General features: G+C 62.4%; 14 protein-coding genes. 3 read left to right on the forward strand and 11 right to left on the reverse strand.

The window, feature by feature from the left end:
* Nucleotides 1-6: 6 nt before the first annotated feature.
* From flgE to flgB, 4 genes are read right to left on the reverse strand one after another with little or no spacing between them, the layout of a single operon-like run.
* On the reverse strand, nucleotides 7-1,323 hold the full coding sequence (gene flgE, locus K420_RS0100930; RefSeq protein ID WP_027456391.1) for a flagellar hook protein FlgE: 1,317 nt from the start codon (nucleotides 1,321-1,323) through the stop codon (nucleotides 7-9).
* Between the two features lie 15 nt (nucleotides 1,324-1,338).
* On the reverse strand, nucleotides 1,339-2,019 hold the full coding sequence (locus K420_RS0100935) for a flagellar hook assembly protein FlgD (RefSeq protein WP_027456392.1): 681 nt from the start codon (nucleotides 2,017-2,019) through the stop codon (nucleotides 1,339-1,341).
* A 15-nt stretch (nucleotides 2,020-2,034) separates the two neighbouring features.
* Nucleotides 2,035-2,448 carry a flagellar basal body rod protein FlgC gene (gene flgC / locus K420_RS0100940; protein ID WP_027456393.1) on the reverse strand — a complete coding sequence of 138 codons (414 nt, stop codon included), beginning with the start codon at nucleotides 2,446-2,448 and terminating at the stop codon, nucleotides 2,035-2,037.
* A 9-nt stretch (nucleotides 2,449-2,457) separates the two neighbouring features.
* Complete coding sequence (flgB, locus tag K420_RS0100945; RefSeq protein WP_051452899.1) at nucleotides 2,458-2,868, reverse strand: flagellar basal body rod protein FlgB; 411 nt, start codon at nucleotides 2,866-2,868, stop codon at nucleotides 2,458-2,460.
* Nucleotides 2,869-3,023: 155 nt separating this feature from the next.
* Here flgB and flgA point away from each other — a divergent pair, with 155 nt between their 5' ends.
* The 3 genes from flgA to K420_RS0100960 all read left to right on the forward strand — a co-directional run bounded on the left by flgA (nucleotide 3,024) and on the right by K420_RS0100960 (nucleotide 4,518).
* Nucleotides 3,024-3,713 carry a flagellar basal body P-ring formation chaperone FlgA gene (flgA, locus tag K420_RS0100950; RefSeq protein ID WP_027456395.1) on the forward strand — a complete coding sequence of 230 codons (690 nt, stop codon included), beginning with the start codon at nucleotides 3,024-3,026 and terminating at the stop codon, nucleotides 3,711-3,713.
* Between the two features lie 62 nt (nucleotides 3,714-3,775).
* A complete protein-coding gene (flgM, locus tag K420_RS0100955; protein WP_027456396.1) occupies nucleotides 3,776-4,063 on the forward strand; it encodes a flagellar biosynthesis anti-sigma factor FlgM in 288 nt (95 codons plus the stop codon).
* Nucleotides 4,063-4,518: a flagella synthesis protein FlgN gene (locus K420_RS0100960; protein WP_027456397.1), complete on the forward strand. Its 456-nt coding sequence runs from the start codon at nucleotides 4,063-4,065 to the stop codon at nucleotides 4,516-4,518. Before flgM ends, K420_RS0100960 begins: the two co-directional genes overlap by 1 nt.
* A gap of 31 nt (nucleotides 4,519-4,549) precedes the next feature.
* Here the strand turns inward: K420_RS0100960 and motD are convergent, their stop codons facing one another.
* Genes motD through flhB form a run of 7 tightly spaced genes read right to left on the reverse strand, consistent with a single transcriptional unit; the run spans nucleotide 4,550 to nucleotide 12,411 of the window.
* Nucleotides 4,550-5,332, reverse strand: coding sequence for a flagellar motor protein MotD (motD, locus tag K420_RS17790; protein ID WP_035854352.1), 783 nt, complete (start codon nucleotides 5,330-5,332; stop codon nucleotides 4,550-4,552).
* The gene (locus K420_RS0100970; RefSeq protein ID WP_027456398.1) at nucleotides 5,332-6,072 is read right to left on the reverse strand and encodes a flagellar motor protein; all 741 of its coding nucleotides are present in this window, start codon (nucleotides 6,070-6,072) and stop codon (nucleotides 5,332-5,334) included. Before K420_RS0100970 ends, motD begins: the two co-directional genes overlap by 1 nt.
* Nucleotides 6,065-6,817: an RNA polymerase sigma factor FliA gene (locus K420_RS0100975; protein ID WP_027456399.1), complete on the reverse strand. Its 753-nt coding sequence runs from the start codon at nucleotides 6,815-6,817 to the stop codon at nucleotides 6,065-6,067. Before K420_RS0100975 ends, K420_RS0100970 begins: the two co-directional genes overlap by 8 nt.
* The gene (locus K420_RS0100980; protein ID WP_027456400.1) at nucleotides 6,817-7,707 is read right to left on the reverse strand and encodes a MinD/ParA family ATP-binding protein; all 891 of its coding nucleotides are present in this window, start codon (nucleotides 7,705-7,707) and stop codon (nucleotides 6,817-6,819) included. The genes K420_RS0100975 and K420_RS0100980 overlap by 1 nt, the downstream gene beginning before the upstream one ends.
* On the reverse strand, nucleotides 7,700-9,196 hold the full coding sequence (gene flhF, locus K420_RS0100985) for a flagellar biosynthesis protein FlhF (protein ID WP_027456401.1): 1,497 nt from the start codon (nucleotides 9,194-9,196) through the stop codon (nucleotides 7,700-7,702). Before flhF ends, K420_RS0100980 begins: the two co-directional genes overlap by 8 nt.
* Nucleotides 9,193-11,277, reverse strand: coding sequence for a flagellar biosynthesis protein FlhA (gene flhA / locus K420_RS0100990; RefSeq protein WP_027456402.1), 2,085 nt, complete (start codon nucleotides 11,275-11,277; stop codon nucleotides 9,193-9,195). The genes flhF and flhA overlap by 4 nt, the downstream gene beginning before the upstream one ends.
* Nucleotides 11,278-12,411, reverse strand: a complete 1,134-nt coding sequence (gene flhB / locus K420_RS0100995; RefSeq protein ID WP_027456403.1) for a flagellar biosynthesis protein FlhB — start codon at nucleotides 12,409-12,411, stop codon at nucleotides 11,278-11,280. It abuts the gene before it with no gap.
* Nucleotides 12,412-12,425 lie beyond the last annotated feature (14 nt).

Genomic DNA, 12,425 nt, shown 5'->3' on the forward strand with positions numbered 1-12,425 from the left:
GCTTACTTAGCGAATGTTGACCAGGGTTTGCATGATCTGGTCCTGGGTCTTGATCGACTGCGCGTTCGCCTGGTAGTTGCGCTGCTGGACAATCATGTTGACCAGTTCCCCCGTCAGGTCGACGTTCGACTCCTCGACCGCGCCGGATTGCAGCACGCCCAGCGTACCGGTGTCCGGCGTGCCGACCCTGGGCTGACCGGAGGCGGCCGTCTCCATCCAGGCATTGTTGCCGACCGACATCAGGCCATTCGGGTTGGTGAAGTTGGCAAGGACGATCTGCGCCAGGTTCTTGGTCTGGCCGTTGCTGTAGTTGCCCTGGATGACACCATCCGGACCGATCGACAGGCCGGCCAGGTTGCCCGACGTGTAGCCGTCCTGGGTCAGCTCATTGACGCTGAACTTGGCGCCGAACTGGGTGGAGTCGCGGTAGTCGATGGTGAAGGACAAGGGGGTCGCGGCACTGTTCGTCTTGCCGTTGGCTGTCATCACATCAGCCAGATCGATACTGATGTTGCTGGGCAAGGCCGGGGAAATGAGCGTGCCGCTGTTATTGAAATTGAGGCGAGTCGTCGCCATGGGGGGCGTCAGACTTTCACCATTCACCCCATCCACCTGGTAATGAACGTTCCAGGCCCCGGTCGTCCCGGCTGCATCGGTACCCGCCACCGCATCCTTCGTGAAATACATGGTCATGCTGTGCGGATTACCCAGGGAATCGTAGATAGTCAGCGCCGTCGAATAATTGTACGAATTGGTGTTCGGCGCCTGCGTTGCCGTGGCCGGCGTCACCCAGGTTTTCGTGCCCTGTGTCGAGTCCAGTTGCAGCGAGGCATAGACCCCGGCCCGGGCCGAGCCGCTGGCGCCGGTCGCCACCGGATCGATGCTGCGGGTCGAGATGCGCAGTGCTTCCGGTGTGCTGGCGGTGATCAGGCCGGCGGCATCGGCGATGTAACCGGTCACGTTATCCTGCGTGTCGTTCACCAGATAGCCGTTGGCATCGATGTGGAACTGTCCGTTGCGCGAGTAGGTCACCGCGCCATCCTGCGACATGCGGAAAAAGCCGTTGCCGTTGATCGCGATGTCGAGCGAGTTGCTGGTCGTCGTGATGTTGCCCTGGGTGTATTGCTGAACGATGGCGCTGGCCGAGACGCCGATACCCACCTGCGAGGCGCCACCACCCGACAAGGAGGCCGCATAGACGTCCGCGAAATGGGTGGCCGCCCCCTTGAAGCCCACAGTGCTGGCGTTGGCAATGTTGTTGCTGGTCACATCCAGCGCCTTGGATGAAGCATTGAGGCCGCTCAGCCCTTGTTGGAATGCCATTGCTGTCTCCCGAAATCACATGAATTGCAGAACATCGTCGAAGGCGACCGTTTCCCCGGTCGTCAGTTCGAGTACGAAGGAGGTGCCGTTTCTAACAACAGCAGAAACCGTGCCAAGCTGGATCGGCGTGGCACTGACCTTGGTGCCGCTCGCCGAGGCCTCGACCGAGAAGGTGTAATTGCCGTCCGCCACCTGCGCGCCATTGGCATCCTTGCCGTCCCACTGGAAAGCGACGGTACCGGCCGGCTGCTTGCCCAGCTCCTGGGTCTGCACCGTCTTGCCGGTGCCGTCCTTGATCGTGACGACCACCGAGGTCGCCGCACTGCCCAGGATCACGCCACCCTGCGCCTGGCCGCTGGCCAGCGCCAGACGGCTGCCTTCGACCAGCACGTTGGAACCGATGGCACCAGCGGCCTGCAGGGCCTGCGAGGTGTTGTACGAGGCAAGCAGACTGGTCAGCGTCGTGTTCAGTCCCTGGATGCCTTCCAGCATGCTGATCTGCGCCAACTGCGAGGTCATCTGCGCGTTATCCATCGGATTGAGCGGATCCTGATTCTGCAGTTGCGTGGTCAGCATGGTCAGGAAGTTGTCCTGCATGTCCTGGGCTGATTTGGGCTTGCTGGCGCTTGATCCATTGGTGCCGTTCAGCGCCTTGATCAGGTCGTTCGTGCTGCTGGTTGAATTAACGGTGCTCATGGCGTTCTCCGGTTATCAGCCCTGACCGATGCTCAGCGTGCGCAGCATCATGGTCTTGGCGGTATTCATGACCTCGACGTTGGTCTGGTAGGAACGCGAGGCGGAAATCATGTTGGTCATTTCCTCGACCACATTGACGTTGGGAAAGGCGACGTAGCCCTTCTCGTCGGCAGCCGGATTTTTCGGGTCATAGACCAGGCGCGGCGGCGCGGCATCCTCGACGACCTGGGTCACCCGCACCCCCTTCGACAGCTCGCCCACATTGCCCATCGGCGTCGCCTGAAAGACGACCTGCTTGGCGCGGTAGGGTTTGCCGTCCGACGAAACGACGCTGTCGGCATTGGCCAGGTTGGAGGCGACCGCGTTCAGACGCATCGACTGGGCCGTCATGGCACTCGACGAAACCTGGAAGACATTGAAAAGGCTCATGATTTCACCTTAGGAGTTGGTCGAAGCCAGGGCGCTGCGAATGCCCTTGAACTTGTCACCGATCAGTTGCGTCAGGATCTGGTACTGCATGGCGTTGTCGGCGATCTGCGTCCGTTCGACATCCATGTCCACCGTGTTCCCGTCGACTGCCGATTGCGTCTCGCCGCGATAGAGCAACTTGGCCAGACCGCTGCCGCCCGTACCGGCCATGTGACCGGCCTGGGTGCGGGCCATCGTCACGTCGCCACCATTCTGGCGACCGGCCAGGGCGTGCTGCATGGCGGTTTCGAAATTGAAGTCACGGGCCTTGTAGTGCGGCGTATCCGCATTGGCGATGTTCGACGCCAGCACCTGATGGCGCTGGGCCCGCAGATTCAGGGCCTGACTGTAAACCGATACGTGTTGTTCGAGAGATGCCATGATTCGCTCCAGAGTTCGAAGGACTGAAAGCACGCTCCATGCCACACCAAAAACACCGTATAGCGCCTGCGTTGCCACGGATGGCGGCAAGGGGCATCGGCAAAACTTGCCGGAAGCCATGGCCAAGGCGAGGATGGCTCAGGCAAAATGTGCAGATGCCGTTTCCCCGTTTTTGCCGCTTCCTCGCACTCTGCGCGATCATGCTCGCCACGGGCAGCCTGCCTGCCGACGAGGCGGATGCCGTCGCCGCCACCGCCGAACGTTTCGTTCGGCAGCAGACACAAGGCCTGCCCGGCAAGGTTCAACTGACCGTCGGCAAACTCGATCTCAGCCGCCTGCCGCCGTGCACGACGCACGAAGCCTATCTGCCGCCCGGCACGCGGCTCAGCGGGCGGACACACATCGGCATCCGCTGCCTCGCCCCCAACACCTGGAGCGTCCTGCTGCCGGTGCGGATCGCCATTGCCGGCGACTATGTCACCACCGCCCGGCCGCTCGTCGCCGGCCAGACCGTCGCGCCGGGCGACCTGAATCTGGCGACCGGCGATCTGGCCTCGCTGCCTGCCGGCATCGTCACCGACCCGCAGACTGCCGTCGGCAAGACCTTGCGCCACTCCCTCGGCGCCGGTCAGCCATTGCGCAATGATCAGTTGCTGGCACCGCTGGTCATCCGGCAGGGGCAAAGCGTGCGTGTCATTGTCCGCGGTAGCGGATTCGCCGCGACGGCGGAAGGTCGCGCCCTGAACAATGCGGCGGAGGGGCAACTGGCGCAGGTACGCATGGCCACCGGGCAAACGGTCAGCGGCATTGCAACCGCCAACGGCAGCGTGGAAATTTCCAATTAGCCTAAAGGTTTGCGGCCGGATGCCGTTAAACTGTTCGAGTTCAAAGAATTGGGATCATCGCCATGAAGATCGACAACACCTATAAGCCAACCGGCACGGCCCTGCCGGCACAAAATACGACCCGCCAACCGGCGGCCGCAACGCCCGCCCAGGATGCTGTGAGCCTGAGCCAACTGGCCGGCAGCCTGCGTGGCATGGAACAGCAACCGGTCAACACGGCCCGCATCCAGGAAATCAAGCAGGCCATTTCCGAAGGGCGTTTCAAGATCAATCCGGAAGCCATCGCCGATCGCCTGCTGGAGTCTGCGCGCGATCTGGTCAATACGGCCAGCAACCAGCGCCGGGCTTGATGTCGGCCCTGTCCGCACTGATCGAACGGGAAATCGCGCTGATTTCCCGTTTTGTTTCGGTTCTGCATGAGGAACAGGACACCCTCAAGCATGCGCGCATCAGCGAATTGCCGTCACTGACGGCGGAAAAAGCCCGGCTCGTCGACCAACTCAATGCCTTGGAAGCCGAACGACTCACCACCCTGGGGCTCGAACGCCAGCCCGGCGCCATGGAAGGCTGGCTGAAAACGCACAGCACCGAGCGCCAAGCCGCCGAGTTGTGGCGCCAATTGCTGGAACTCGCCCGCCAGGCCAAAACCACACACGATCTCAATGCCCGCCTGCTCGACATGCATGCCCGGCAAACCAGCGAACTGCTCGCCGCCCTGACGCAGCAGGGCGAAAAACCGGCGCTGTACAGCGCCAACGGCCAGACACTGGCGGCCAGCGGTAGCCGGATCATCGATTCGGCCTAGACCCGCAACTGCCGGTTTCCACGCTACAACACTAAGGCGACGGTCGGGCTTCTCTCAGTTCGGTCGGCTCTTCCGGACGATTGGAGTCGATCAGGACGCTCACCCGGCGATTCCTCGCCCTGCCCTCAGGCGTCGTATTGGTATCGACCGGCCGCGTTTCGCCGTAGCCGATTGCCGTCAGTCTTTCCGCCCCGACCCCGCCATCATTGAACAGGCGCAACACGGTGGTCGCCCGCATGGCGGACAACTCCCAGTTAGAGGGGAATTGCGGCGTTGCGATCGGAACGTTGTCGGTGTGCCCTTCGATGGTGATCGGAAAATCCGATGCCGCGAGAACCTGCGCAATGGCCAGCATGGCACTCATCGAAGCCGGCTCCAGCTTGGCCTGACCGGCTGGAAAGAGGACGCTGTCGTTGATTTCAATCGTTACGCCGCGACTGGTTTCGAGCAGTTTGACCTTGCCCTGGGCAATCAAGGGTTGCAGCGCATTCTTGATGTCGTCAGCCATGTTCTTCATTTTCTGGCGCTGCTCGACCTTCTTCTGGTCGACTGCTTTATCCGGTTTGGCCACCGGCTTGACCGGCAGCAGCGGCGCCCCCTGGATCACTGCAATCGGCTGACCGCCCGGCTGGGCAGTCGTATTCTTGAAGGCGTTGACCAGGGAATTGGAAAGCACCTTGTACTTCCCCTCGTTGACCGACGAGATGGCATACATCACGACAAAAAACGCGAACAGCAGCGTGATGAAATCGGCGTAGGAAACCAGCCAGCGTTCGTGGTTCTCGTGCTCTTCCTCGCGACGCCGCCGGGCCATCAGTGCAGATAGCCCTTGAGACGGGCTTCGATGATGCGCGGGTTGTCGCCGACAGCGATACCGACCAGGCCGTCGATCAACATCTCCCGGGTCGACACCATGCGCCCGATGTAATACTTCAGTTTGCCGGCGATCGGCAGATAAACCAGGTTGGCCAGCCCGACCCCGTAGATGGTGGCGACGAAGGCAACGGCAATGCCCGCCCCCAGCTTGGTAGGATCGGACAGGTTTTCCATGACGTGAATGAGCCCCATCACCGCACCGAGAATGCCGATGGTCGGCGAATAGCCGCCGGCCGATTCCCAGATCTTGGCCGATTGCCGCCATTCATCCTCAAAGGTGTTGATCTCGACTTCGAGCAATTCGCGGATGCGTTCGGGGTCGGCACCATCGACCAACAGTTGCAGGCCCCGCTTGGTAAATTCGTCCTTGACGCGCGGCATCTGGTTCTCCAGCGCGAGCAACCCTTCCCGCCGGGACAACTGGCTCCAGACTAGAATCTGTTCGATCAGGCGCTTCTGCTCGATGACCGGCGGCACCCACACCCACTTCGCCATCACGATGCCGCGGCGAAAGACATGGACCGGGCTTTGCAGCAGCACCGCGCCCAGGGTCCCCCCCAGCACGATCAGCAGGGCGGTCGGCTGGACCAGCGAGCCGACATGGCCGCCCTCCAGAATCTGCCCGCCAATGATCGCCACCAGACCAATCGCCAGGCCAGCCAGGCTGATCTTATCCACGCGCCGTCTCCTTGCGCCGCTTGGCCGCCTTTGGCACCTCGCCGGTGATTTTCGCCCGCAGGCGTGAGATCGCCTGGCTGTGCAACTGGCAGACGCGCGATTCGGTCACACCCATCACTTCGCCGATTTCGCGCAAATTGAGATCCTGTTCGTAGTACAATGCCATCATCAGCCGCTCGCGCTCCGGCAACTGGCCGATGGCAGTGACCAACATGGCCTTGATGCCCTGATCCTCCAGAATAGCGGCAGGATCGGCGTCGTTATCGGTGAAATGGCGCTCCAGGTAATCCTCGTCGCCATCGCCGGTAAAATCCTCAAGATAGACCAGCTGGTGCCCGCGGGCATCCTGCAGCGTCTTTTGGTAATCACCAAGCGACATACCCAACGCGTCGGCCAATTCCCGCTCCGAGGGGGCACGGCCATGTGCATGTTCAAGCTGGTTGATGGCCGCCTCGATACGGCGCAGTTCGCGCCGCAAGTTGCGAGGCAACCAGTCGTTCTCGCGCAGGCCGTCGAGAATGGCGCCGCGCACCCGCTGCGTGGCATAGGTTTCGAACTGGGCGCCGAAACCCTCCTGATAGCGGTCGATGGCGTCGAGCAGCCCGATCATCCCGTTCTGGACCAGATCGTCGAACTGAACGCTGGGTGGCAGGCGGGCCATCAGGTGATAGGCGATACGCTTCACCAGCGGCACGTAGCGCTGAACCAACTGTTCCCTGTTTGGCTGCCCGGCAGCGGTATACATCAGGCTCGTAATGCGTGGGGAGTTATACGTTGGCTCAAGTGTAACAGTTGCTGCATGAATTGCTCGACCCCGGCCGCCTCGCTGTCGCTGCGCTGCCAATAGAGCATGTCCGAGGCAATGTCGCGGAAGGCCGCCGCCGATGGTGAATCAGGCGCCTGCAGCAACACCGGGCGCCCCAGCTGGACGGCCTGGCGCAGGGATTCGTCAAGGGGTACCGCGCCGGCGTAGTCGAGGCGGGCAATACCGCGCTGCGCTGCAACCTGGGCGATGTTCTCGTAGATCGAACGAGCATCCGGCTGGCTGCGCACCTTGTTCACCAGAATGCGGAAATGCTTGCGGGCAAAGGCATGGCTGACCTTCTTGATCAGCGCATAGGCCTCGGTGATCGAGGCGCTGCTGCCGGAGAGGACAACCACGGCCTCCTGGGCGGCAAGGCCGAAGGGAGAAAAACCATGCGGATGGGCCGTGCTGGCGTCAACCAGAATGACATCGACCGGCCGGTCCAGGCCGGACATCGCATCGAGCAGGGTTTGCTGCTGGTGCAGGGAAAGCCGCCCCAGCTTCTTGACAGCACGTGCCGCCGGCAACACCCGCAGGCCGCGCATCGGCTGCAGCAGAACCAGGGAGAGTGCCGTTTCACGCTGCACAACATTGAGCAGATCGCCACGCGCAACCAGGCCAAAGGTCGTCGCAATATCGTCGCCCGGTGGATGCTCGTCGATGATCAGGACTTCCTTGCCCAGGCGAGCCATGGCAACGCCGATGTTGGCCACGGCCACACTGCGCCCCACGCCTTCGCATCCGGCAACGAAGGTAACGACCTGCAGTTGCTGGCCACCGCCCAACAGGCGCCGCAGTCCGGCGGCCTGGTCGACGCGGAAATCAGCCACGACGACCTCCGACCGCCATCATCCCGGCGTTCGCCATCAGCATGCCCGGTTCGATACCGTCGTATTTGTGCGGCGAACTCTCCGGCACATCCTTGAAGGCACGATGCAGCAGATAGCTGCGGTTGGGCAGGTGCAGGTCTTCCGGTACACGCTGGCCGTTCGAGACATAAAGCAGGCGAAGGCGGTGGCGCATGATCACGTCGAGGGCAGTCGCCAGGCTCGCCGCTTCGTCGATCTTGGTCAGGATGCAACCGGCCAGAGATTCGCCGGCGTAGGCCCGCACCACGTCATCCAGGGTATCGCCCCGTGCGGTGGAGTTGAGCAGCAGCAGGCGCTGCACATCGCAGCCGGCCAGCATGTCGGTCAACTCCGGAACCAGCTTGTCTTTCTGGCTCATGCCCATGGTGTCAATCAGGACCATGTGCTTGTGCTGCAACTCGCTGAGGGTCTGACGCAACTCGACGGCATCCTTCACCAGATGCACGGAAACGCCGAGGATGCGACCGTAGATGCGCAGTTGCTCATGGGCACCGATCCGGTAGCCGTCCGTCGTCACCAGCGCGACCTTGCTCGGCCCGTGACGCAGGACGCAACGTGCCGCCAGTTTGGCGGTGGTGGTCGTCTTGCCAACGCCCGTAGGCCCGACCAGCGCATAAACACCGCCGCGGTCGACGATGTCGTCTTCGTTGCCGATGGTCAGCAGGGAGCGGTCCGCCGCCCCTTTTACCCAGGCCATCGCTTCGATCGTGCTCATATCCTGCGGCAGTTCAGTCAGCAAGTCACGGGCGAACTGCGGCGAAAAGCCAGCATCCAGCATCTGGCGCAGGATGTCGGTCTTGACCGGCTCGGAACGCGCCACCTCGCCCCAGGCAAAGCCGGCCAGATGTTGCTCGACGATCTTGCGCAGGGAGCGGATTTCTTCCATGACCGCCAGCGGCACCACTTCCGCCTCGGTACGACGCGCCGCCGACGGCGGGGAGGCCGAGGCTGGCTGCTGGGTCGGTTCCGCGGCAGGCGTCACGCGCGGCGGGACCGGCGTTTGCGCCGGGCGATTCAGATCCAGGTTACGCAGGGCGCCGTTCTTGGGAATACCGGCATTGACCGTGGCGGCAGCTTTCGCGGGGATCGCGTGATTGACTGCCGGGCGTTGCATGGTCGGCGCCGGCGGTACGGCATTTTGCGGCATGGGCTGTGAAATGCGCGCCCGCGCCGAATTCAGCACGACGCGATAATCGTCATCACTATCCACCAACGGCGCGCGCGACGCCGGCTGGGCAGCAGCCGGGGGGAAGGACTGACGAGGCGCCGACGCGCTTTCGGCAACCGGGGTCGGCACGATCATGGCCATGTCGCGGGCGGCGACGGCCATGATCTCCACGCCACCGGGCACGCCCCGGTTGGAGAGGATGATCGCGTCGTTGCCCAGTGTCTCCTTGACCTTCCTCAAGGCATCCCTGGCATTGGCAGCGATGAATTTTCTGACGTTCATGTTTTACCTCCGATGATCGAGGTCACCTTGATGATTCGGGCTTCCGGCACTTCGGTGTGGGAAAGCACTTTGAGTTGAGGAACGGTTCGCCGCAGGAAGCGCGACAGGAGCAGGCGCAGGCTGGCTGGCACGAGCAGCACGGCGGGCAGGCCGAGGCTTTCCTGGCGCTGCGCGGCAGCGGCGGTTTCGCGGATCAGCGTATCGGCCAGACCGGGCTCGAAGCTGGTGTTTTCGGAGCCGCCGGCAACCGCTTGCGCGAGCAGGCGCTCCAGCGTCGGGTCAAGCGACATGACCTGCATCTCGCCATTGCCGGGGAAGAGCTGCTGGACGATGGCCCGGCCGAGGGCGACACGCACCTGCGTCGCCAGATCGTCGGCATTCTGCGTGCGCGTCGCATGATCGGCCACCGTCTCGATGATGGTACGCATGTCGCGGATATGAACACCTTCTTCCAGCATGGCCTGCAGAACCTTCTGCAGGGTACCGAGCGGCAGCACCTTGGGCACCAGATCCTCAACCAGCTTCGGCATTTCCTTGGCCAGGTGATCGAGCAACTGCTGCACCTCCTGGCGGCCGAGCAGTTCGGCGGCGTGGGTCAGGATCAGGTGATTGAGATGGGTTGCCACGACGGTCGAGGCATCGACCACCGTATAACCGTAGGCCTGGGCCTGGTCGCGCTGGCCGGCATCGATCCAGGTCGCCGGCAGGCCGAAGGCCGGATCCGTGGTATTGGTGCCATTGAGCGTACCGGCCACGCGACCGGGATTGATCGCCAGATACTGACCGGCAAAGGCTTCACCCTGACCGATTTCGACCCCCTTGAGCAGGATGCGGTAGGCGTTTGGTTTGAGCTCCAGGTTGTCCCGGATATGCACCGGCGAGACGAGGAAGCCGACCTCCTGGGCAAATTTCTTGCGGATGCCGCGGATACGGCGCAGCAGCTCGCCGTCCTGAGACTTGTCGACCAGCGGGATCAGGCGGTAGCCGACTTCCAGGCCGAGCACGTCGAGCGGCGCGACATCGTTCCAGCTCGCCTCGAGGGCCTCCTGCACGGGGGGCGGCGCTACGGGAACCGGGGTTTCGACGACACGCCTCTCACGCTGCGTCATGTTCCAGGCGAACCAGGCGAGGGCCGAGGAAAGGAGCAGGAAGACCAGGTTCGGCATGCCCGGGATCATGCCGAGGAAACCGACGATGGCGGCCGTGATGCCGATTGCCTTGGGATTCCGGAACATCTGGCCCATCACCTGCTGGCCGATGTCGCGATCGTCGGAGACACGGGTCACCACCATGCCGGCCGCAATCGAGATGATCAGTCCGGGAATCTGGGCGACCAGACCGTCACCGATGGTCAGCAGTGTGTATACCTTGGCGGCCTGGGCCAGTTCCATGTTGTGCTGGAGCACACCAACGATCAGGCCGCCCACGACGTTGAGCAGCATGATGATGATGCCAGCCACCGCATCACCCCGGACGAACTTGGAGGCACCGTCCATCGAGCCGAAGAATTCCGATTCGCGGGAGATGTCCGAACGCCGCTTGCGGGCTTCTTCCTCGCCAATCAAGCCGGCATTGAGGTCGGCATCGATGGCCATCTGCTTGCCGGGCATCGCGTCCAGCGTGAAGCGGGCCGAGACTTCCGCCACCCGGCCGGCACCCTTGGTGATGACCACGAAGTTGATGACCACCAGGATCATGAAGACGATGATACCGACGGCGAAGTTACCGCCGACCAGGAAGTGGCCGAAAGCCTCGATCACCTTGCCGGCTGCGTCCGGACCGCTATGTCCTTCGAGCATGACCACCCGGGTCGATGCCACGTTGAGTGACAGACGAAGCAGCGTCGTGACCAGAAGAACAGTCGGGAACACCGAAAAATCGAGTGTCTTCTGGGTATTGACCGCAACGAGCAGAACCAGCACCGAGATGGCGATATTGAAGGTGAAGAAGACATCCAGCACGAAAGCCGGAAGCGGCAACACCATCATCGCCAGAATCATCAGGATGAGAACGGGCGCCGCCAGCTGCGTCACATTCAGCCGTCCCAGGAAATTCTGCATGCTCATCGACGAGGCGGCCATTTACGCAGCCTCCGGAACAAGCTCGGGCGGCACCGGCAAGTCGCGCGGCGGCACCGGATAGACGCCACCCGCCTGGCGCCAGTTGGCCAACTGGTAGATATAAGCAAGAACCTCCGCGACTGCGTTGTACAGGGCGGAGGGGATTTCGGCGTCGATTTCCGTATGCTTGTAGAGGGCTCGCGCCAGGGGTGGCGCCTCGAGTATCGGCACAGCATGCTCGCCGGCCAGTTCGCGTATTTTCAGGGCAACCGCCCCGACCCCCTTGGCCACCACTTTCGGCGCCGCCATACCCGCTTGATAGGACAAAGCAACGGCATAGTGGGTCGGATTGGTCACCACCACGTTCGCCTGGGGTACCGCCGCCATCATCCGCTTGCGGGCAGCTTGCATCTGCAGGCTGCGGATGCGGCCCTTGACGTGCGGGTCGCCCATCATTTCCTTCATTTCCTGCTTGACCTCTTCCTTGGTCATCTTCAGCTTGTCAAAGTATTGCCAGAGCTGGAAGGGAACATCGGCAGCGACGATGATGACCAGGGCGGCGACCAGGATCAGGAAGGAAAATGAAACCAGATGCCCGGCATGAGCCAGACCAACCTCAAGGGGTTCGCTGAGCAAGCCGAACAGCTCGTCGCGCTCCTTCCAGATCAGCAAGGCAGCAATTCCGCCGACCAGCACGGCCTTGAGCAGCGCTTTGACCAACTCCATCAGGCTGGACCAGGAGAACATCCGGCCGAAGCCGCTCAGGGGGTTCAGTCGTTTCAGGTCGGGAACCAGGGCCTTCGGCGAGAAAACCCAGGCGTTCAGGAAAAACGGCGGCAGGATAGCCGCAACAAACATTACCGCCAGCAAGGGCGAGAAAGTTAGCAAGGCATCGCCGGAGAGTTCGGCCAGGCGAGGCAGCATCAGGGCGGGTTCGCGCATGACCGGCGCTTCAATGAGGAATCCCTTGCGCATGAGGGCCATCGAGCGCTGGACGAACCAGCCACCCATCATCCAGATCGTCGCTGCAGCAACCACCAGAACGAGAAATGTGCCGAGTTCACGGGAATGGGGGACCTGGCCTTGCTCGCGGGCCTGTTCGATTCGCCTGCCAGTAGGCTCTTCGGTTTTTTCGAGGTCGCTATCTTCCGCCATGGCCGTTCAGTGTC

This window comes from Dechloromonas agitata is5, from assembly GCF_000519045.1.
GTDB classification, from domain to species: Bacteria; Pseudomonadota; Gammaproteobacteria; order Burkholderiales; family Rhodocyclaceae; genus Azonexus; species Azonexus agitatus.